This window comes from Chryseobacterium angstadtii, assembly GCF_001045465.1.
Classification (GTDB): Bacteria; Bacteroidota; Bacteroidia; order Flavobacteriales; family Weeksellaceae; genus Chryseobacterium; species Chryseobacterium angstadtii.
The window spans coordinates 658,196-679,434 of sequence record NZ_LFND01000003.1 but is presented as its reverse complement, the minus strand read 5'-3'; the positions used below and the strand labels follow the sequence as shown (position 1 = coordinate 679,434).

The 21,239-nt window shown below is 37.2% G+C and carries 26 protein-coding genes; 3 read left to right on the top strand and 23 right to left on the bottom strand.

Annotation, left to right across the window (positions count from 1 at the left end):
- Positions 1–433 precede the first annotated feature (433 nt).
- Both ACM46_RS10980 and ACM46_RS10975 read left to right on the top strand, forming a co-directional pair.
- Positions 434–1,372, top strand: a complete 939-nt coding sequence (locus tag ACM46_RS10980; protein WP_048506689.1) for a hypothetical protein — start codon at positions 434–436, stop codon at positions 1,370–1,372.
- Between the two features lie 253 nt (positions 1,373–1,625).
- Positions 1,626–1,808, top strand: coding sequence for a hypothetical protein (locus ACM46_RS10975; protein ID WP_048506688.1), 183 nt, complete (start codon positions 1,626–1,628; stop codon positions 1,806–1,808).
- A 72-nt stretch (positions 1,809–1,880) separates the two neighbouring features.
- Here ACM46_RS10975 and gcvP read toward each other — a convergent pair whose 3' ends face one another.
- Positions 1,881–4,739, bottom strand: a complete 2,859-nt coding sequence (gene gcvP, locus ACM46_RS10970; RefSeq protein WP_048506687.1) for an aminomethyl-transferring glycine dehydrogenase — start codon at positions 4,737–4,739, stop codon at positions 1,881–1,883.
- Positions 4,740–5,171: 432 nt separating this feature from the next.
- Here gcvP and ACM46_RS23575 point away from each other — a divergent pair, with 432 nt between their 5' ends.
- Entirely contained in the window at positions 5,172–5,324 is a 153-nt protein-coding gene (locus ACM46_RS23575) for a hypothetical protein (RefSeq protein ID WP_206541004.1), read from the top strand.
- A 1-nt stretch (position 5,325) separates the two neighbouring features.
- On the opposite strand, the gene ACM46_RS10965 is transcribed toward ACM46_RS23575, so the two are convergent.
- From ACM46_RS10965 to ACM46_RS10860, 22 genes are all read right to left on the bottom strand, one after another.
- Positions 5,326–5,973: a J domain-containing protein gene (locus ACM46_RS10965; RefSeq protein ID WP_048506686.1), complete on the bottom strand. Its 648-nt coding sequence runs from the start codon at positions 5,971–5,973 to the stop codon at positions 5,326–5,328.
- Between the two features lie 291 nt (positions 5,974–6,264).
- Complete coding sequence (locus ACM46_RS10960; RefSeq protein WP_048506685.1) at positions 6,265–6,522, bottom strand: hypothetical protein; 258 nt, start codon at positions 6,520–6,522, stop codon at positions 6,265–6,267.
- 90 nt (positions 6,523–6,612) lie between these two features.
- A complete protein-coding gene (locus ACM46_RS10955) occupies positions 6,613–6,954 on the bottom strand; it encodes a hypothetical protein (RefSeq protein WP_048506684.1) in 342 nt (113 codons plus the stop codon).
- 13 nt (positions 6,955–6,967) lie between these two features.
- The gene (locus ACM46_RS10950) at positions 6,968–7,546 is read right to left on the bottom strand and encodes an RNA polymerase sigma factor (protein WP_048506683.1); all 579 of its coding nucleotides are present in this window, start codon (positions 7,544–7,546) and stop codon (positions 6,968–6,970) included.
- A 328-nt stretch (positions 7,547–7,874) separates the two neighbouring features.
- Positions 7,875–9,881 (bottom strand): S9 family peptidase, encoded by a 2,007-nt coding sequence (locus tag ACM46_RS10945; RefSeq protein WP_048506682.1) that lies wholly within the window; start codon positions 9,879–9,881, stop codon positions 7,875–7,877.
- 121 nt (positions 9,882–10,002) lie between these two features.
- Positions 10,003–10,458, bottom strand: coding sequence for a DoxX family protein (locus ACM46_RS10940; RefSeq protein WP_048506681.1), 456 nt, complete (start codon positions 10,456–10,458; stop codon positions 10,003–10,005).
- A 115-nt stretch (positions 10,459–10,573) separates the two neighbouring features.
- Positions 10,574–11,017: an SRPBCC family protein gene (locus tag ACM46_RS10935; protein ID WP_048506680.1), complete on the bottom strand. Its 444-nt coding sequence runs from the start codon at positions 11,015–11,017 to the stop codon at positions 10,574–10,576.
- A 109-nt stretch (positions 11,018–11,126) separates the two neighbouring features.
- Positions 11,127–11,555 (bottom strand): SRPBCC family protein, encoded by a 429-nt coding sequence (locus ACM46_RS10930; RefSeq protein ID WP_048506679.1) that lies wholly within the window; start codon positions 11,553–11,555, stop codon positions 11,127–11,129.
- A 149-nt stretch (positions 11,556–11,704) separates the two neighbouring features.
- On the bottom strand, positions 11,705–12,559 hold the full coding sequence (locus ACM46_RS10925; protein WP_048506678.1) for a VOC family protein: 855 nt from the start codon (positions 12,557–12,559) through the stop codon (positions 11,705–11,707).
- A 98-nt stretch (positions 12,560–12,657) separates the two neighbouring features.
- Positions 12,658–13,524 carry a VOC family protein gene (locus tag ACM46_RS10920; protein ID WP_048506677.1) on the bottom strand — a complete coding sequence of 289 codons (867 nt, stop codon included), beginning with the start codon at positions 13,522–13,524 and terminating at the stop codon, positions 12,658–12,660.
- Positions 13,525–13,619: 95 nt separating this feature from the next.
- Positions 13,620–13,859, bottom strand: a complete 240-nt coding sequence (locus ACM46_RS10915) for a helix-hairpin-helix domain-containing protein (protein WP_048506676.1) — start codon at positions 13,857–13,859, stop codon at positions 13,620–13,622.
- A gap of 35 nt (positions 13,860–13,894) precedes the next feature.
- Positions 13,895–14,308 carry an SRPBCC family protein gene (locus tag ACM46_RS10910; RefSeq protein WP_048506675.1) on the bottom strand — a complete coding sequence of 138 codons (414 nt, stop codon included), beginning with the start codon at positions 14,306–14,308 and terminating at the stop codon, positions 13,895–13,897.
- A 75-nt stretch (positions 14,309–14,383) separates the two neighbouring features.
- On the bottom strand, positions 14,384–14,815 hold the full coding sequence (locus tag ACM46_RS10905) for a VOC family protein (protein ID WP_048506674.1): 432 nt from the start codon (positions 14,813–14,815) through the stop codon (positions 14,384–14,386).
- Between the two features lie 144 nt (positions 14,816–14,959).
- The gene (locus tag ACM46_RS10900) at positions 14,960–15,736 is read right to left on the bottom strand and encodes an alpha/beta fold hydrolase (RefSeq protein ID WP_048506673.1); all 777 of its coding nucleotides are present in this window, start codon (positions 15,734–15,736) and stop codon (positions 14,960–14,962) included.
- A gap of 3 nt (positions 15,737–15,739) precedes the next feature.
- Positions 15,740–16,264: a DinB family protein gene (locus tag ACM46_RS10895; RefSeq protein WP_048506672.1), complete on the bottom strand. Its 525-nt coding sequence runs from the start codon at positions 16,262–16,264 to the stop codon at positions 15,740–15,742.
- A gap of 520 nt (positions 16,265–16,784) precedes the next feature.
- The gene (locus tag ACM46_RS10890) at positions 16,785–17,024 is read right to left on the bottom strand and encodes an SRPBCC domain-containing protein (RefSeq protein WP_048506671.1); all 240 of its coding nucleotides are present in this window, start codon (positions 17,022–17,024) and stop codon (positions 16,785–16,787) included.
- A gap of 15 nt (positions 17,025–17,039) precedes the next feature.
- The gene (locus ACM46_RS10885; RefSeq protein WP_048506670.1) at positions 17,040–17,480 is read right to left on the bottom strand and encodes an SRPBCC family protein; all 441 of its coding nucleotides are present in this window, start codon (positions 17,478–17,480) and stop codon (positions 17,040–17,042) included.
- Between the two features lie 66 nt (positions 17,481–17,546).
- On the bottom strand, positions 17,547–18,008 hold the full coding sequence (locus tag ACM46_RS10880) for a hypothetical protein (protein WP_048506669.1): 462 nt from the start codon (positions 18,006–18,008) through the stop codon (positions 17,547–17,549).
- A gap of 97 nt (positions 18,009–18,105) precedes the next feature.
- The gene (locus ACM46_RS10875; RefSeq protein WP_048506668.1) at positions 18,106–18,519 is read right to left on the bottom strand and encodes a VOC family protein; all 414 of its coding nucleotides are present in this window, start codon (positions 18,517–18,519) and stop codon (positions 18,106–18,108) included.
- A gap of 78 nt (positions 18,520–18,597) precedes the next feature.
- Positions 18,598–19,188 (bottom strand): Crp/Fnr family transcriptional regulator, encoded by a 591-nt coding sequence (locus tag ACM46_RS10870; RefSeq protein WP_048506667.1) that lies wholly within the window; start codon positions 19,186–19,188, stop codon positions 18,598–18,600.
- Positions 19,189–19,392: 204 nt separating this feature from the next.
- Complete coding sequence (locus ACM46_RS10865; protein WP_048506666.1) at positions 19,393–20,604, bottom strand: DUF763 domain-containing protein; 1,212 nt, start codon at positions 20,602–20,604, stop codon at positions 19,393–19,395.
- A 177-nt stretch (positions 20,605–20,781) separates the two neighbouring features.
- Positions 20,782–21,186, bottom strand: a complete 405-nt coding sequence (locus tag ACM46_RS10860) for a glyoxalase superfamily protein (RefSeq protein ID WP_048506665.1) — start codon at positions 21,184–21,186, stop codon at positions 20,782–20,784.
- Positions 21,187–21,239: the final 53 nt, after the last annotated feature.

The window sequence follows — 21,239 nt, the reverse complement described above, 5'->3', positions numbered from 1 at the left end:
CCGTAATGATGAAACACAATAATTTCATTTTTCTACAGAAAGTTTTTGGAATAACCCTCTGTCTTTCAGTTTTTATTATACTGGCCGACTGTTCCCACTCTTCAACAAACAATGAAAGTGAAGCGATAAAAACCACTTTTTTAGTAACCTGTATAACGATCGCCACGATTTTTATTGTTCTTTATATTTCTAAAAAAATAAAAAGGAAAGAGTAGAAATCCAGAGCTTGTAATTAAAATTAGAGCTAAATTTATTATTTTATTTAAAATTTTTTGCAACTTTAAGGGTATCTATTTCCTTATAGGCTTATATGAGTTTAAGTTTCCTCCATCCATTTCTCTTATCTGAAGTAGTCAATAAACTAGGAAGTCATTCAATACTGTTCTGAATAGGAAATAAGACAAAAAAATAATATAAATTAAAAATATATTTTATGGCAAGAGATTTTGGAACCAGCTTAGCTTTACAAAAATTCAAAAAAACTATAGAGTTTCATATAAGAAATTATTGGCAGACACAAACAAGCTTAATATATTCGGAAAGATGGCTTGAAACATTAACAGACGGAAAATTACCAAAGACATTAGCTGCTTATCCGGGTGATAATAAAAGGCCATTTAAAAGCATAGATATATCTCCAGAAAAATTTATTGCCAATTTCAAAAATCTTGAAAATGCAGTAAAAGAAAATAGTATTATTAATATTATTACTGCATTTGAAGTATATCTCTTTGACATCGTTAAGAGAATATTCTTTTTATTTCCTGAACTTTTAGAGGAGTCTACAATGCCTTTTGAAGCTAATGAAATTAGTAAAGCAATACTTCATTCCAATATGAGAGATTGGTTTTCACAAAGAGTTACCGATAAATACCTCAGAAATTCAACACATCTAAAAATGTTACATAAAATTCAATCTCTTGCAAAATGTGATTTAAAGGTAGCCCACAAAGATAAAATTGAAGAATGGAATAAGTGGACCTATGTCCGAAACGCAATTGTACATAATGGAAGAGAAGTTTCAGAAGATTTATGTAGAGTTTGGCCGGAAAAATATTCTACAACAGGAGAGCAATTATCATTTACAGATAAAGATTTTATAGTCGTCCATGGTCTTGCCTTAGCACTTGCAAAAATCATTGATGAAAGAGTTATGGTTAATCATATCAAAATTTCCGATGCACAATTATTGGTTAGAGAGTTTTTTGTGAAAAACGGGATTGATGACCCTAAAGAACTATCAGTACTCCTTCATCAAATACTAAAAATAAAAGCAAAAACGCAAGAAATAGATTCAGCTCTAGGGTTTCAAAGAAGAACTAATTCTGCCGTAGAAGGATGGCGGTTTTCTCATTACAATTTCACTCCCTAACTTTCTTTTATTAATCTTATAATCTCATATAAAAGCACAATAAACCCCTCTCATTTCTGAGAAGGGTTTATTTTTATCTGGAAAATCTCATATTCTACGCTTCTTTATTAAATATATTGAAGTAAAAAACGCATGTGGTCATAAATCATCCCTTCACAATATTTCCTATTTATCACATACAAAATTCCCATCTCAACAAAACATTCGGCATATTTTTTGCTCATAAATAACTAGTAACCAAACAAATACATTTATGATTAAAAAATTACTCTTTGGCTGTCTATTCCTGACAGCAGCATTCCTGTTTTCATGTGATAAATCTCAAAATACATCATCGGAAAATGACGGTAAAGTATCAATTAAAACAGTTTCAATGGTAACTTTTGGTGCCATGGCTGTTGCACTTCTCGTAGCCTACAGCTATCGAAGAAGATAAGTGAAAATAAGAAATAACAAAAAAAACACCCGTTTAGAATCTAAATGGGTGTCTTATATTTATAGTAAATGATTACATATAAGCTTCAATCGGCTCACAAGTACATACTAAGTTTCTGTCTCCATAAGCTTCATCAACTCTGGATACGGAAGCGAAGAATTTGTGCTCTCTTACCCACTCCAGCGGATAAGCTGCCTTTTCTCTGCTGTATGGTTTATCCCAGGAATCTGAGATTACCAGCTGTTCTGTGTGAGGAGCGTTTTTAAGAACGTTGTTAGCCTGATCTGCTTCTCCGTTAGCAATCTCATCAATTTCTTTTTTGATAGAGATTAATGCTTCTGCAAAACGATCGATTTCAGACTTGCTTTCAGATTCTGTTGGTTCAATCATCAATGTTCCTGCTACAGGGAAAGAAACCGTTGGAGCATGGAATCCATAATCCATCAATCTCTTCGCTACATCAGCTACTTCAATTCCTAAAGATTTGAACTGACGGAAGTCTACGATACATTCGTGAGCTACTCTTCCACTTTCGTTTGAATACAAGATCGGGAAATGCTCTGCTAAAATTTCTTTAAGATAATTCGCATTCATGATCGCATGACCTGTCGCTTTTTTCAATCCATCTGTTCCTAGCATCTTAATGTAAGAATAAGAGATGTTAAGGATCAGACCTGAACCGTAAGGCGCAGCAGAAATACCGTCGATTGCTTCTTTAGCTCCGATTCTGATATTCGCATTAGAAGGAAGGAAAGGTACTAAGTGCTTAGCCACACAGATTGGACCAACTCCAGGACCTCCTCCTCCGTGAGGAATAGCGAAAGTTTTGTGTAAGTTCAAGTGACAAACGTCTGCTCCGATGTTTCCAGGACTTGTAAATCCTACCTGAGCGTTCATGTTTGCCCCATCCATATATACCTGTCCGCCGTGTTCGTGGATCAGACTGGTAATTTCTTTAATATTGGCATCGAAGAATCCGTAAGTTGACGGATAGGTAATCATCACACAAGATAAATTCTCGGAATGCTGCTCTGTTTTAGCTTTTAAATCTTCGAAATCGATTTCTCCGTTTTCAAGATTTTTAACGACAACAATTTTCATTCCTGCCATTGCTGCAGAAGCCGGGTTGGTTCCGTGCGCAGACTGAGGAATCAATACTACATTTCTGTGGCCTTCACCTCTTGAAATATGATATTCTCTGATCACCATTAATCCTGCATATTCTCCCTGAGCACCTGAATTCGGCTGTAATGAAGTCCCTGCAAAACCTGTGATTTCAGCAAGATCTTTTTCAAGTTCTTTGATCATTTCCTGATAACCTCCGGCCTGATCTACCGGTACAAACGGGTGTACACTTCCCCAGTCTGCCCAGGAAAGCGGAAGCATCTGGGTAGCTGCGTTCAGCTTCATGGTACAAGATCCAAGAGAAATCATAGAATGTGTTAAAGAAAGGTCTTTTCTTTCAAGACGCTTGATATAACGCATCAATTCTGTTTCCGTGTGGTATCTGTTGAATACCTGCTCCGTAAGAATTTCGTCTTTTCTCAACAATTCTTCCGGAATGCTGTATCCTTCTTTTATTTCTAATTTGAAAGTCTGCTTGTCTTTGAACTGAGCGAAAGAAGCCATTAAATAATTTAATTTCTCCAATGTTGTACTCTCGTTGATCGCGATACTTACCACTCCTTCTGTGAAATAATTCAGATTCAGTCTGTGATCAAGCATCATTCTCGTCAGTCTTCCTTTTTCGTCCTCACTCATGGTGATTTTCACGGTATCGAAGATAGGCTCTTCAACCACCTGATATCCTAATGCTTTAAGACCGTTTTTCAAAGCATTGGCTTTAAAGTGGATCTGATCCGCAATATAATTTAATCCTTTAGGACCGTGATAAACAGAATACATTCCTGCCATTACCGCAAGAAGTACCTGTGCAGTACAGATGTTGGAAGTCGCTCTTTCTCTTTTAATGTGCTGTTCTCTGGTCTGAAGTGCCATTCTTAATGCACGTTTTCCGTACATATCCTGAGAAACCCCGATAATTCTTCCCGGAATATCTCTTTTGTAATCTTCTCTACAAGAGAAAAATGCTGCGTGAGGACCTCCGTATCCTAATGGAATACCAAATCTCTGTGAAGTACCAACGGCACAGTCAGCTCCCATTGAAGCCGGAGATTTAAGTTTAACCAAAGCCATCGGATCACAAGCAACAACAACCTGTAAATCTAATTTTTTATATTCAACAATATCTTCAGTGTAATCTAAGACAATACCGTTTTTACCCGGATACTGTAATAAGACACCGTAATAAGTTTCGTCAAACTGGTGAGTTTTGTGATCACCTTCCACGATTTCGATTTCTAAACCTTCTGCTTTAGTTTTTAAAACGGCAACAGTTTGAGGTAAAACAAGATCGGAAACGAAGAATTTGTTTGCATTGGCTTTCTTCTGGTCCTTCGTTCTGTTGTTAAAGAACATATGCATCGCTTCGGCAGCCGCAGTAGATTCATCCAGAAGAGAAGCATTCGCCAGTGTAAAGCCTGTAAGGTCGCACACTACAGTCTGGAAATTAAGAAGAGCTTCCAGCCTTCCCTGTGCAATTTCTGCCTGATAAGGAGTATACGCCGTATACCAGCTTGGATTTTCAAAGATATTTCTTTGAATGGCTGATGGCAAAAGTGTATTGTGGTATCCAAAACCAATGTAGCTCGTGTAATCAGTATTCTTCGATGCCAATTCTTTCGAATGGTTCAGCATTTCGTATTCTGAAAGCGGTGCAGAGATCTCAAGGTCTTTCTCCAGGCGGATGGAAGAAGGAATGGTCTGAGAAATTAGTTCTTCAATACTTGAAACGCCCAATTTTTCCAGCATCGCCTGTTTATCGGCTTCATTAAGGGAAATGTGACGGCTCACAAACTGTTCTGTATTCATTTTTATTTATTAGATTTTGTTCGTAAAAAAGATTCGTAAAATTACAATTTTTTAAACGATTGTACAACTGTTCCAATTTGCCGGTATAATAAAGAAAAACGGATATGAGTTTTGGAAAAAATAATGATGTTTTGCTTTCAGGAGGGGAAGTTTGAAGCCTAAATCGAAACTACGGGACATAATAATCGCTTTAGCCTATCATAATGATACATAGCAATAATCTTCAACCTTCCTCTTTTGACTTCGCTTCATTCAAATTTTCAGGTTTTGAACTGAATCAGAATTATTTTCAGGGAAAAGATAAGTTCAAAAATCTTAAATTCAACCCCAAAATTTTAGGTTAAACAAACGGTAAACATCCTAATCAACAGGCATTATAACATTTATGAAATTTTATTAATTATATTTATTCTAAATTAATATATTTGTAGCATGAATATGATTGTCCCGTTTAAAGTACCGCCTTTAGCTCCTGCATTTGCATTTAATAATGAAGATATGTATTGCGAAAAGAAATCCTGCTGTAAGAAATTCAAGAAAGGAAAGAGATGCAAAAAGTGTCCGGGAAGAAAAAAGATGGCTTAAATTAAGCGAAATTCTTGACTAAAAAATACAAGGCTACAGCCAAAATAATTATTCCCCAGATCAGCATCATGATCTTTGGCTGTCCGGATCTATTGATTCGTGTGCTGGGCTGAGGCTTAAACATTTCCTCTACACTGTTTTTAAACTGAGCACCATCGTTCTCAAAAACTTCCGTAATGGTAATCCCTTGTACCGCCGTTTTGTGCAGCAGTGAATTGGTGGCATGAAGCAGAATCTGAAATTTCCCGTCTTTAAATTCCGTAATCTTAAAAATTCTTTCTCCAAAAGGTTTTTCCAGACCGAAAGGTAATACTTTCACGACATCAGCATTGCTCGTCTGCCAGTTGATAATAATCTCCTCTCCTTTTTTTGCATGAATTTTATTCGCCGTAAACGTTTTGATGGAAGGCGGAATATTGTATCTGAAACTTTTCTGATGATTTTCTAAATTCTGATCGTACGTTCGTCTCTTTGCGGAATCACTTAATATCTCATAAGCTTCCTGGATTTCACGGAAACGGTCAGCAAAAAAATCGTCATTGTCGTTTTTATCGGGATGATATTTTAAAGACAGTTTTCTATAAGCCTTTTTGATGTCTTCTTCTGAAGCATCCGGAGAAATCCCTAGAAAATAGTAGTAATCTTTCATTGAACTACGCAAAAATAAGGAATTATTTTTTTGTTGCTTTCATGTGGGATCAATAAAAGCATCTGTATTGGTTAAAATTCTTTTATTTTTGATTGATTGTGGTACTGGTGGCTTCGGGAGCCTCAGCCACCAGTACTGTCGGTATAAGTATCAATTTTCAGATCTACAGCGTCTGTAATTCGTAGGTGGCTGAGGCTCCCGAAGCCACCATTAACCATATAAAAAGACTCCGGCGCGGGAAGCAGAGCTTCCCGCGCCGGAGTTAAACAATTTCAATTTAGTTTCTACTGCTTATGCTTCCGCAGTATTATCCTTTCTGCAGCATCTTGAAGAGAATTCTTTTTTGAATTTCCCTTTCAGTTCCTGATACTGCTCATCATTCATTTCTCTGATTTTGTCTGCAAGGGCAAAAGGTGATCTTTCTTTGATTCCGTATTCATTAAAAATACCTTTCATAAATCTTTTTCTTTGTCCTATTTTTTTTGCTGCCAAAGCTACACCTACAACAGCTAATGCTCCAAGAGCTCCTTTTAATGCTGAATTTTTCATTTATTCAAAATTTTAAATTTTACTACTTTCTGTTTTTTATATAGACGGATGAATTTCAATTTTACTTTACTACTTCTTAAAATTTTTAAATTATCCGTTTGTTTTGTTATTTCTGTTAAAGAATCCGCCTGAACATCTGTCTTTCCAGATTTCTTTAAATTTCTCTCTTTCTTCAGGAGACAGCCCGGCCATTTTCTCTCTCATCTTTCTTTCCTTAAAATCTTTCATCCCTTTTCCGAAATGGAAGCCTCCGAAAAGAATCTTACTTAACACCAGTATTCCCATGGCCTGCCAGAATGTAATGCTTTTTACACCCAGGATCTCAGGAAGCAGGCAGTTCCAAAGCCACATTACAATAAATGTAACGGCAAATAAGATCAACGGCGGACATAATAATAAAAAAATCCAGCCTTTTTTGTGTTTATGATTCATAATTTATTCTTTACTAACTATTTAAATCTTCGTATAATTTTCTCAGCCTGTTTCTCAGATGCTTCACAGCATAGTTTTTCCTGCTGATGATGGTCTTTATATTTTCACCCTGTTCGTCTGCGATTTGCTGAAGTGTTTTATCATTCAGTTCATTTTCTACGTAAACCAACCGTTGCTTTTCCGGAAGTTCGTCCAGCGCTTCAAAAAGCTTTTTCCATATTTCATCCTGGAACATTTTCACTTCGGGACCTGCGCTTTCATCCAGCAACAGGATATCCTTGATAGAAAAACTTCCATCGTCATCTTCATACACGAAATCTTCAAGATTTTCGGTTTTCTTTTTACGGTAACGGTCTGTGATTTTATTCGCAGTTACCCTGTACAGCCAGCCGCCTACATTCACAATCTCCGAAAGATTGGTCAGACTGCTGAACTGAAACCACACTTCCTGCAGAATATCTTCCGCATCTTCAGTGTTTTTCACTTTCGGACGAATATAGGACATCAGCTTTCCTCCGTACTTTGAAACGGTTTGTGAGATGATGCTTGCTTTCTCCTCTTGTGGCATTGTTATTTCTTCGACAACCTCCATATTGCTATGACGAACTGTCTTTTGGTTTTACTTTAATAAATTTAAAAAAAATTCTTGATTTTTGGTTTATTTGAGGAATGATGCGGGTTGCGAGTTGTGGGATTCGGGATACGGGGTGTGGGATTCGAGGTGCGGGTTTTGGGTAAATTGTTGTGAGTTGCCGGTTTCGTGCTATTATTTATTAAAGTTGACTAAAACTAGTATTTCAACATCTACAGTCTAAAATCTGATGTCTAAAATCTAATTTCTAACTTCTAACTTCTAACTTCTAAATTAAAAAAAAACGGAAAGCATTACACTCCCCGTTTCTATCATAATAAAATATCTCTTACTTTTTGTTGAAGTTTTCAGCAAAGAAGCCCATCATATACTTGTACAGTTCTATTCTGCTTGGCTCTTTTCTGAATCCGTGTCCTTCATCATATTTTACCATGTAAGGAACTTCTACTCCTTTCGCACGCATGGCTTTTACAATCTGATCAGATTCGTTGATGTTTACCCTTGGATCGTTCGCTCCCTGAACAACAAATAAAGGTTTCTTGATTTTGTCAATATGGAACACCGGAGAAACTTCTTTGGCTATTTTCGCTTCTTCAGGATTATCAAGATCATACCAGATCTGTTTTACCATTTCTTTGTAAGGCTTCCAGTATTCAGGGAAAGATTCAAAGAACGTGAAGATATTGGACACTCCTACATAATCTACACCACAGGCATAAAGGTCCGGAGTTTTAATCAGTCCCATCAATGTAGCATAACCACCATGACTTCCTCCATAGATTGCAATTTTATTTTTATCAATCCAACCTTGCTCTATTACATATTTTACTCCATCCTCTACATCATCCATTGCCTTACGTCCGATCTGCTTGTATCCTGACTGCTGAAATTCTTTTCCATAACCACCGGAAATTCTGAAATTCACATGGAGCGTAGCATAACCTCTGCTGGCAAAAAGCTGGTCTTCAGGATTGAATCCCCACTCATCCCTGATTCCCTGAGGACCTCCGTGAGGGTTTACAATTAATGGAACTTTCTTCCCATTCACTGCATCTTTAGGCATGGTGATATATCCTCTGATGGTAATTCCGTCTCTGCTTTTGAACTCGATAGGCTTCATTTCAGCCATATCTTCTTCTTTAAGCTGAGGCATCAGGTTGTAAAGAAGTTTGATCTGTTTTGTTTTTGTATCATATTCGTAGTAGGTTCCGTAAAGCCTGTCACTTCCCACTACTACCAAAAGTTTGTCTTCATTGTCATCAGAAGAAACCACTGAAAATTCTTTGTCTTTAAATTCAGATTTCAGTTTATCATGAACTTCCTTGTAGAATTTGCTGACAGGAATTGTTTCTCCTTTTGTACCCGTATAGCTGATATAATCCAACTCATAATTTCTGTTTTTACGGGCAGTACTTATAGAGCTCACATCATACACAGGATTGGAATATACTTCCTTGATAATAGCATTCTTTTTAAGATCATAAAGAACAATTCTGGCCTTGTCGCTGTCCAGATTCGTTACCACATAGGCTTCGTCTTTATTTTGAGAATTGGCATTCAATTCTATGATGCTGAAGGTATTTTTCCAGTCGGTTGATTTAATCAGATTAAATTTTCCGGTTTCCAAATCTTTATAATAGGTTTTTGTAGTGAGACCGTTTTCCAAAACGGTATATCCCCTCATATTCCCTTTTTTATCAAAAATATACCCGTCAATAGGACTATTAACATCTTTATTTTCATAAAGCTGCGTCATTTCTCCAGTATTGAAATTGATTTTATACGGTTCGAAAATCTGCTTATTGTTTTTATTCAGAGCAACAATAACGAATTCTGTATCCTTGATGATATCGGCAAAATTGAGTGTTACTCCATCAAAAGGAGTCAAATCTTTGAGATTTTTTCCATCGATATCCACTGCATACAAATGGTTGTTTTCATTTCCGCCTTTATCCTGCGTGTAGAAAAGTCTTTTTTTATCCAGCCATCCATAGCTTCCGATAAGGTCATCTTTTTCTACAATTGCTTTCGTTATTTTCCCAGTTTTCAATTCCTTTACATAGACATGATTTTTTTTGTCTTTGTCTTTTTCTTTGTAGGAAAGGTATTGTCCGTCCGGTGAAATTTTGAATTGTGAAGCATTAGGTCTTGCAAAATAGTCTTCTACTTTGTACTTAAAGCTTCCTTTATCATAAGAAACCAGCTTCTCCAGATTTTCTTTGGAAGTAGGAAGCGTGGGATCGCCCGGCAGTTTAGCCGTTGAAGTCTGTGCATTGATCATAATGGCTGACAGTACGATTTGAGCCGCACCAAAAATTTTAGTATTAAAATTCATACTCATGTCTTTTATAATTTAGGCATTTATTAAATAGCAGGTGTGCTATATAATAGGACAACCTTAAACTGAAAATGTTACACAAGTCATAGAATAATTTATCAATATGGGCGTCTATTTACTATAGATAAATCCCAAAATACCACGTCCAGGCTATTAAAATAAGCTGCATTGGAATCCTTTCTTTATAGAGATACTGCATTCCGGGCCCCGTATAATCACCTTTGAAAATATTAATTTTTTTCTTTGATGAATTGATGTTGGCTATAAATACCAAAACATAAAAAATAATCAGCAGTATAGCTGTAATCTCACGTAGGGACGGGATCATCAATCCTATTCCCGCTGCTATTTCCAGAACTCCTGTAAAATATACCCAGAATAATTTTCCGGGAACGAAATCAGGAATCATCATTGCCATTCCTTTCTGAAATTTAAAATGAGAAAGTCCTGTAAATATGATGAAAACTGCCATTCCAAGATTACCGGAGAATAAAAAATCTGGTTTTCCATGAAGGACGAAGGTAGCAAGCAGAGCGAGAATAAATGTCCCGAAAAGAATGCTTAATAATTTCATATTGCTGTTTATTATAACCGATCAGAAAGATAAGGCATCTTCGCCGGATACCAATAATAAACCTTATAGATTTTTGAAATCTATAAGGTTGGTTTTTATTAATATAATGTACGGATTATTTATTTTCAGCAAGGTTTTTCACCACCTCTAATCCTTTTGTAAATCCCATATTCAGATGTTCTTCCCATTCTTTATCGACCTGTACTTCGGTATGAAGCTTAGTTTTCCCATCCAGATCAATGAGGATGTATTTTTCGAAAGAACCGCTCCATTCGGTTACTTCTTTGCTGTGAAGATCTTCGTTACCTTCTTTGTCTACCATTCCCAGATGTTTAAAAATAATCTGATTCGGTTTCTCCAGGCTGTCAATGGTTGATACCATTCCTTCTCCTTCTGCATTAATAAAATAGGTCTTTCCGCCTACTTTCCAGTCGGTTTTCATTACGCTTCCCGGACCGAAAAACTGGGTCCATTCGCTATACGTTGCAGGGTTCCAAAGAACATCCCATACTTTTTCGCATGGTGCGTTGATAATAGTTTCGTAAGATAAGGTTTCCATATTTTAATTTTTTAGTGTTTTTTACCACCCCGTCAGGTTTTCAATCTGTCACCCCTTCGGCGCACGGGGAATTACGGAGGGCTTAATAAATGATAAAGCCGTATTTTATTTACAGTTGATTTTCTGAAAGGTTCTTTACAATTCCCAAAGCTGTCGGGAATTTTTCTTCAAAAAACGACTGGAATTCTTCCGGTGTGTTAATTTCAATTTTCAGTATAGTTCCGGTCTCCGTTTCCTGCAAAATATAGCCTTCTGTGGCATCACCCCAATCCTGTTCTGTTTCTACACCATCATAAATCTCTCCAAGATGCAGAAACTTCATTTCCGTATGAGGTATGTTCTTTTCAACACGGCTGTACATTCCGTTGTTGTTGGGATCGAGAAACTTCATGATACTTCCTTCATCAAAGGTTCCCTGATAAAAAGAACCTTCCGTAAAGGCAGTGGTCCACTGTCTGTAGGTGATATCATTCCAAAGTACTTCCCATACCTTTTCGCGGGGTGCATCAATCTGGATTTCAAAAAATATTTTTTGCATTGTTTTTTATTTTGTGTGTGAAATTACTAGAGGTTGGATATAAAATTACTATTAAAAAACAACAAACCACAGAGTTGAAGGGTTAAATTGTAAAAGAGCAAATCTGCTGAATAGCCATTTTACCGTTTTGCAGTTTCGCTTTCTCGATTTTACGAATTATACGCTTCCTCCAAATCTTTGATTATAATTTTTTTCATTTTCATAATAGCCTGAAGCACTTTCTGTACTTTGTCCTGATCAGAATCATTAATCAGCTGCATTGATTGTTTGGGAAAAATCTGCCAGCTCAATCCATACTTGTCTTTTACCCAGCCGCAAACCTCTTCACTTCCTCCTTCGGATGAAAGGCTTTCCCAGAAATAATCTGTTTCTTCCTGCCCGTCTGTCATTACCACCATGGAAATACCTTCATTAAAATCAAACTCATAATCGGAAGAGCTATCCATGCAAAAAAGGCTGTAATCGTCCACCATAAAATGAGCATGCATTACATTTTCGGGATTTTCACCGGTTTCTCCTCCTTCTTTGTATCTTGATATATTTCCGATATCAGAATTGGGGAATATCCGGGTATAAAATTCCATAGCTTCTACCGCTTTCCCATTATTCCCGTGAATAAACATCAGGGTGGGTACCAATTTCTGATCACTTGCTTTTTCACCTAAAAAAAGCTGCCAGGTAACACCGTATTGATCACGAACCCAGCCGTATTTCTTACTCCACGGATAGGAATCCAATTCCATCAGGACTCCTCCACCCTCTTTTAATTGTTCCCAATATTTCTGAATCTCATCCTCAGTATCACAGATAATCATAAAGGAAACAGAAGCATTTTTCTCCTGTTGAGGGCCATTGAGAAGCATGATTTTCTGTCCGAAAAGTTCAATATTAATAACAACCGGTGTTTCTACGGTAATTTTCCCGTTAAATATCCCACAATAAAAATCTGCTGATTTTCTGGCGTCTCCGTTATATAAAATACATGGAAATATCGTGTTATTCATAGCTTTGGGTTTATGTTATTTTAAGAGAATAAAAATGTAAAGGGAACAGATGGGCTAAATTGCCTTTTTACCGTTTTGCAGTTTCGCCTTTTCCACTTTTACGAATTATACGCTTCTTCCAGCTCCTCAACAACAATCTTCTGCATTTTCATCATTGCCTGCATTACTTTCTGAGCTCTTGCCTGATCAGGATCACTCATCAGCTGAATCAGTCTTTTGGGAACAATTTGCCAGCTCAGTCCATATTTATCTTTCAGCCAGCCGCACATGCTTTCTCTTCCACCATCTGAAATAAGGGTATTCCAGAGATGATCGGTCTGCTGCTGATCGTCCGTCATGATGACGATGGAAATTCCTTCATTGAAATCAAACTGATGATCGTAGGAATTATCCATACAGTAGAAGCTGTAGCCGTCAATGGTAAATTGGGCATGCTGAATATGATCGGCAGGCTCGGATACAGGATGTCCTTCACCACCATCTCCGTATCTCAGAATATTGCCGATACTTGAGTCAGGGAAAGTTTTGGTATAGAACTCCATAGCTTCCATGGCTTTTCCATCATTCTGGTGAATAAACATCAGTGTAGGAACAATTTTCTGTGATTCCGGTTTGTCTCCTAAATACAGCTGCCAGGTAGTTCCGTATTTATCCTGTACCCAACCGTATTTTTTGCTCCAGGAATAAGAATCGAGGGCCATAAGGGCAATTCCTCCTTCTATAAGCCTGTCCCAGTATTGCTGCACCTCATCTTCTGTTGTACAGATCACCATAAAGGAAACCGACGCATTTTTTTTGAAGTGAGGTCCGCCGTTCAGGAGCATAAGTTTCTGCCCGAAAAGATCAACATTCATCACCATTGGAGTATCTGCGGTAATTTTTCCGCCAAACACCTGAGCATAGAATTCGGCTGCTTCTTTTGATTCTCCGTCGAACCAGAGACAAGGGAAAATATCGTTATTCATTGTATTCAATTTTAGAGTTGAAAAGATATAGTTTTATCATCATTGTAAGCAAATTAAGCTTTCAACAATTAAAAGTATCCGGTAAATTACACTTATTAATCTCTGAAAGAAACATGATGTTCTTTCATATGATTTTTCAGTTTTTCCATAGCATTTTTCCCAAAACCATGCATCTGCATAATCTCTTTCTCGGAATAGCCTGAAAGTTTTTCCAGAGAGTCTATTTTTTCCTTTTCCAGAGATCTTCTTGCCGGTACTGCGATAATGCCATACAGGAAATCATTGCTTTTAACAATATGATTAACGGCGCAAATGGAGGTTAAGCATTTGGCCATTATTACCAGATTCAACATGACTAAAGATGAGTATTTCAGTTGTTTTCAACGTATTTATGAAAGTTGTCGAGAATAGCATACCAGCCGTCTCTCTGCATTTCCACAGAATTTTGTGTTTCAGGATCGAAAGTTTCGGTAATCTTTGTGGTATTTTCGTCTATCTTTTCGAAAGTAACTTCTACCTTTCTGGCATCTTCCAAATGGTATTTAATCAGGCTATTCGGAATAACTTCATCGTAAGTTCCTTCAAAATCGAAACCGAAGCTTTTGTCTTTCGCTTCCATTCTGGTTTTAAATTTGCCTCCTACTCTTAAATCATTTTCTGAACTTGGACACTCCCAGCTTTCGTGGGCAAAATTCCATTTTGTGATGTGGTTGGGTTCATTGAAATAGTTCCAAACCTTTTCTACAGGAGCCAAAATTGTAATGTCTATCTTAATTGGATTCATAATTTTATTTTTTTAATGCGAATGGAAAGGCAGTCCGGGTGAGAACTGCCCTTATAAATTTAATTAAATATAAGATTATTTTGTATATTCTTCATTATAATTCACCATCCAATGAACCCCATATTTATCCTGGAAGCTTCCGAAATAATCTCCCCAGAACTGATCTTCAATAGGCATTTCTACATTTCCGCCTTCTGAAAGACCTTTGAACAGTCTGTCTGCTTCATCTTTTGATTCGGGGAAAATGGAAACATAATTATTATTTCCTACGTTAAGAGTTTGTCCAAAGCTTGGAACGATATCAGAAGCCATCAGGAGGTCATTTCCAATAGGCAGGGCAACGTGCATTACTCTGTTTTTTTCTTCTTCCGATAAGTTTTCAGTTCCGGGAGCGTTGCCCATTTTGTGGATTTCACCCAGGAATTCACCACCGAAAACAGATTTGTAAAAATTGAAAGCTTCTTCTGCTTTCCCGTCAAAATTGAGATAAGGATTTAATTTAGCCATGATTTTTGGTTTTAAATGTTATTATTAAAAAATGAGTTTATTAGATTAAATGATTAAGGTTTCTTTAAGCTATTAAGAATTGGCAGTTATCAGATTTCAAAATCTATATAACTTATCTTAACTCAACTTAAAACCTGTATTATTTTAATGGTTTAAAAATTTGATCACCTCGTTTACCGTCATATCTATTAAAAGGTGATCTGTATTTCCTTCGAAATCGGCCATCATATAGGAACCGTGGCCTGCCGGAAGGATCATTAATTGAGAATCCTCGATCAATCGCCACATTTCCACTGTATGTTCCGGTTTCATCACGTCTTTGTCTCCGCTGATCAACAGTGTGGGAACTTTGATAGAGGTTAGAACTTCATCCTCCCAGTCTTCAAAAGTCTGCATCCTTTTGCTGTCTTTTTCGAAGAGGTTTTCCAGCTTTGAAAAATCGGGATTCAGATTGAGAAAATTGATTTTAAGGGGTTCAGGCATGGATTCTAATGTGGCTTCGGCCATACTTTCAAAAAAGCCTTCCATCATTCCGTTTTTCTTGTAAAATGAAGATGCTATGATAAGTTTTTCGGTGATGTCCGGATAAAGATGAGCAATCTGCATGACGGTATTTCCCCCGTTGCTGAATCCCCAAAATGCAGCTTTTTCGATGTGAAGTTCTTTCAAAAGGGCGGCTACATCATGGGCATCTTGTTCAAATGTCTCAGGAATGTCTCTGTGATCAGTCATTCCATGATTCTGAAGATCAATTCCTATCAACTGAAACTGTTTTTCAAGCCGGGAGATTATTTCTTTAAAATCAAACAAAATGGAAGAACCGCCGCCATGAATCAAAACCAAAGGCTTTCCGGAACCGTAGACTTCATAATACATTCTGATCCCATTGACCTGCTTGTAGCCTTTTTCTTTGGGTTCCATCGACTAGTATTTTATATTGTCATCTACATCGTATGACATTCCCGGATATCCCAGAATTTTTCTCATCAGGCCTATCTGTCCGCATAAATAATCCTCGCGACCTAAGCACATTCCTGCAAAATTAAGTTTGGTTTCACGGATAAAAGGAATATTCATCCCGATCTCAAAAATTTCATCCAGCTCTTCATCGGTCACTTCATGCAGCTTCTGGAATACTTTTGGGGAAATATCATGAAATTTTTTTTCTAATTCATCTAAGCTCGGATAGCTGTAGCTTTCGTCCAATGCTTTTCCCTGAAAGAAAAGATCGCTGTAAGGGTCTTCATCTCTGAGACCTAAAACCCAGCCCAGGCCGTAGCGCATGTTCACAAAGTTTCCTGCCATCCATACGATATGATTGGTTTTACCGTCAATTCTTTTCAGTGCATCTTCTTCCGAAATACCATCCAAAACATTGAGAAAGCTTTGGGTGTGCATTCTGTAGGCCGGAATAACGAGTTCTATTTTCTGGGATTTTGGTGTGTCCATATTTTCTATTTATTTAGGTTATAGTGTATTTTATGATTTAACCTGGATTGGGTATTAAATAATTGATTTTTTTTAATGTTTTTATTTATCGCAAGGGTAAACAAAGGTTTTTTATCTTTTTTGAGTATACTTTTTAAGATAAACAAGGCCACTTCGTTGATTAAAGTAATACAAGAGGGGTGGCTTCTATCAATTTTATGTTTTTAGAAAGCTTTTATTTATCGCAAGGGTAAACAAAGATTTTTTTTATCTTTTTTGAGTATGTTTTTAAGATAAACAAAGCCACTTCGTTTATTAAAGTAATACAAGAGATGAGAGATTACTTCATTACTTCGATAGGTTTTTATGCCTTTGATTCAACATATTTTTTAAACCTGTTGAGAACTGACTGACAAAAATCTTTTTGCAGATCGAGAGGTGTATGATCTTCAGGCTGAAATGTTTCACGAATGGTTGTTGTATTTCCGTCAGATTGAAATTCTATTACAGATTTTCTGCCGTCTTCCTGTCTACTTTTGATTTATTGATAAGGAATGACTGTTACATATTTTCCTTCATAACTAAAACCTTCTTTTCCATCTAAACATTCCATTCTGTAGAAAAACTGTCCTCCTTCACGCACATCATTTTCTGCAAAAGGGCAATGCCAATCTTCAAAAGGAATATTCCATCGTTGAATATCTTCAGGATAATTCCATTTTTCCCAAACGGTCTGTAAAGGCTTTTCTACAAGAACCGTCGCTGTTATATCCTGTTTCATCAATTAGATAGTTTATCAATAGGTATATCTGTCTTTATAGGGAACATGGAGTCCCTCTTCTACAAATTTTCTCAAAATCCTCAGATACAGAGCCCAGCAGAATGAAGTCTGACGAAAATGTTCGTTGGTATTTTTCCATTCTGTATGGTGAAAACTTATTCTGACGCCTTTTCCGGTTTCTTCTAAAATAAATCCGACTTTGGTTCCTATCCAGTCTTTATCGCCTTCTGTAATTAAGAATTCTATTTCGTAGGGTGCGCTTAACTTTGAGACTTTTCCTTTTAAAATATCTGTTTCGGAGAATTCAAAAGTATATTCTGAATCAGGTTCCGGTGTACCCTGGCAATAGTGTGTCCACCATTCATTGAGAAACTCGGGAACGGAGACCATTTGAAATACATTTTCCAATGTGGCATCTACCTCCAGATTATGAAGGATTGAAAAGGAATTGTCCATATTTTTTGGTTTTTAGATTTTTATGATCCTACGCCGAAAATAGAAGTCAGCAGGATTCCGGCCGTATTATTTTATAGCTCCCGGTTTTCCGAGAATTCTTCTGAGGTAACCCAGCTGTCCGCTGTGATAAAGCTCATGAAGGCAAAAAATAGCAATATCATTAATCATTTCAGGATTAAAACTTTCCATGCTGATGAGTTTTGCTTCCAGTTTATCCTGAGATTCTTTCAGATACGATTTCAGTTCTTCAAAAGTAACCAGCTCATCTTTTCTTTCAAGGGGAATGGCTCCTCTATTGTAGCTTGAAAATTTTTCGCTGTCCCAAACGGGTTTTTCGCCAAGCATTTCGAGAAAAGGATTTCGTATGTAAATTAAATGTCCCAGGATCCAATTCATATTATTGGCTTCACCATTCGGAAAAATCATAGATTCTTCATGGGAAATTCCTTCGATATTCATTAATATTACTTTATAATTGCTGAATACCTGAACCTTTACTATTTCAATATCATTTGATTTTGTTTCCATAGCCTGTCGTTTTGTTTTTCAGAAAATATTTTTGAATTCTATTAAGTACAGAGATCTCGTTGTAGATTTTCAGAATGGAATTTTAACCTGTTACGGATTAAAATTCGGCAGGCATTTGAGAAATATCAGCAAATGTTATATTCCAGCCATGTCCGTCTAAGTCCCAAAAAGAGTTCTGATACATCCATCCGTAATCCTGCGGATCTTCATGCTGTGAGGCTCCGTTTTCAAGGGCCGCATTCACTACCTGATCTACTTCTTCACGGCTGTCTAAACCAAGGGCAACAAGAACCTGAGTGGTATCTCCTTTCGGAACCGGTCTTTCTGAAAAAGTCTGAAAATATTCTTCTGTGAGAAACATAATATAAATGCTCTCTTCTTTCACGACTACGCATGTGGCTTTTTCGTCTGAAAATTGTTCATTAATTTCAAAACCCAGCTTGGTCCAGAATGCTTTGGTTCTTTGTACATCTTTTACCGGAAGGTTGACATAAATTTGATTGGCTTTCATATTAGTAATTATTTAGTGTTAAACTTTAAACCAAAATTACCAAGCCTTCATGAAAATCAACTTGCCATAGGACAAGATTTAATTTTTCTTGGAATGAGAGACAATTTCTTTTCGGATACGGCTTAAAGATGTGTCTGTAACTCCCAGATAAGAGGCAATCTGCTTGAGAGGGGCAAATTGTACCACCAATGATTTCTGTTCTAAAAGATTCAGGTAACGTCTGGTAGCAGAAAGGGTAAACATTTCCACAGACCGCTGTTTATAGGCGAAAAGCTCTTTTGACATCCACGATCTTCCCCATTCTCTGAGATTAGGAATTTTGTGGAATAAATCCTGAAAGGTTTCATAATCGAACCGATAACATTCACAGTCTGTGATACACACAATATTTTCCTGAGAAGGAATTCTTTGAAACAATGACAGTACTTCAATGATGATTTCGTTATCTGCAAAAAAGTGAGTGGTTACTTCATTTCCGTTAAAGTCATTCACGTAAGAGCGGGCCAGTCCTTTTTCAAGAATGTAATATTCATTAGCTGTTTTTCCTTCTTCAAGGATGAGATCTCCTTTCTGAAATGAGACTTTTTCGTGGGCCTGGAATATTTCGTCAAGCTCTTCCTGTAGAAAAAATGGGAACTCGTAGCAGATTTCTAAGGCTTTACTGGTCATTGAAATGGTGTTTTTTTTGAGGATTTAAAAATATAATATTTAATTGAATCCAAAATGAAAAAAATTAAACAAATTAATAGAATACATAAAAAACACCCCATTTAACTGTATTACTAACAACTATTTTTACTCTTTCTAAATAATTAAACACATTTCAACATCGTTTTTCATTATTTAAAAAGCCTCTATCTTAAAAAAATTATATCAGAATAAAGAAAGCTGAATGGATGGAGGGTTTTTAGGTGGTTTTGCATCCCCAAAAACGGTTTTTCCACCAAAGCGCCAGGAATTCTGTCTCTCCTCTTCTATCACCTGCTGAATATCAAAATCCGGGGTGAAATCTTTTTCTGTGGCTGTTACGATTTCGTGGAGCTTCTTTAAAGTATTCTGTTTATCGGAATTTCCGAGTCGGGATTTTTCAATTCCTTTTCTGAGAATGCTGATGCTTTCGTCATATGTTTGAGTAGGAACGGGAAAAGGATGTCCGTCTTTTCCGCCATGGGCAAAAGAGAATCTTGCCGGATCCGCAAATCTTGAGGGAGCTCCGTGAATCACTTCACTTACCAATGCCAATGACTGCATAGTTCTTGGTCCTACTCCTTCCAGCATCAAAAGATCTTCGAAGTTCTGTGGCTGCTGCTCGCGGGTTACATACAAAAGGGCACCGAGACGTTTCAGATCCACATCGGAAGCCTGAACATCATGATGTGCGGGAAGAATCAGTCTTGAAAAATCTCTCATCACATCTACAGAATCGGTATGGGAAATATCCAGAATTCCCTTCCGGTTTTCTGAAGCTTCCGCATCGGTAAGATTAAGGATTTTCCCTCTTGAAACACCATTGATTCCCGTGTGAGGTTCCTCTATAAATGATTTGATATTGCCAGAATGCCAGTGATAACGTCTGGCAGTACCATCTGATTCATGCATTCCCTGCTGTACTACGCTCCAGCTTCCGTTATCGGCAAGAATGAAATTATGAAGATAGAGCTGGTACCCATCCTGAATAGCCGTATTATCTACTTTCGCAGACAGTTTGCTGGCTCTTACCAGTTCATAACCATTCAGACCGGTTTTATCAGCAATCTGAAGGAGTTCTGACGGAGTTTCCCGGGAGAATTTCCCTTTTCCGCCGCAGATATACAATCCCAGCGACTGAGAATTAGGATTAATGGAACGTTTCAAAGCTCCCATCACCGAAGTTGTGATTCCGGAAGAATGCCAGTCCATTCCCATCACGGCACCAAAGCTCTGGAACCAGAAGGGATCTGCAAGCCTACGGAGCACTTCATCTTTACCGTAATCCATAAGAATGACTTCAATAATAGAAAGTCCAAGTACGGACATACGTTCATACAACCACGGCGGTACTTTTCCATAGTGTAAAGGGAGATCTGCTGTTCCTGAACGTTTCATTATAATATTATGGAGTAAAGGTAGTTATTGCAAGGTTTAATTTTTAATGATCTGAATCATTTTTTGGAGTTAGGGGTAGGTTTTGGCTAAAGCCAATGGGTTTTCATTTTTGAGAATGAACGGGCTAAAGCCCGTTCCTGTTGAATGGTTCAAAGTGCATTTTAATAATTAATCTAATCAATGATTGTGATCAAATTTGAGGTCTTTGTGCTTTTCTTCATCAAATTCTTCATTGAAGATAATTTTGTTTCCAAAAGGATCATCTACAGCAAAGGATACTGCATCATAGAATGTCTTTTCCAGTCCGGGACGGTTGTACGCATATTGTTTATCAATCAGCTCTTTATGATATTCCGCAACCTCTTCGCCCCAGATAAACACTCTGCTTCCGGGCGTTCCGTCGCCGTGATGTTCACTTAAATGAAACACCATATTTCCTTTTTTTACTTCCATGTAGGCGGGTGCATTTTCATGGAAATAATGTTCCCACATGACTTCAAAACCCAGCCAGTCTACGTAAAACTCCACTGCTTTTTGGTAATCGAAAATTCTGAGAACGGGGATGATTTTTTCTGCTTTCATAGTTTATGGCTTATGGCTTATGGCTTATGGCTTATGGCTTATGGCTTATGGCT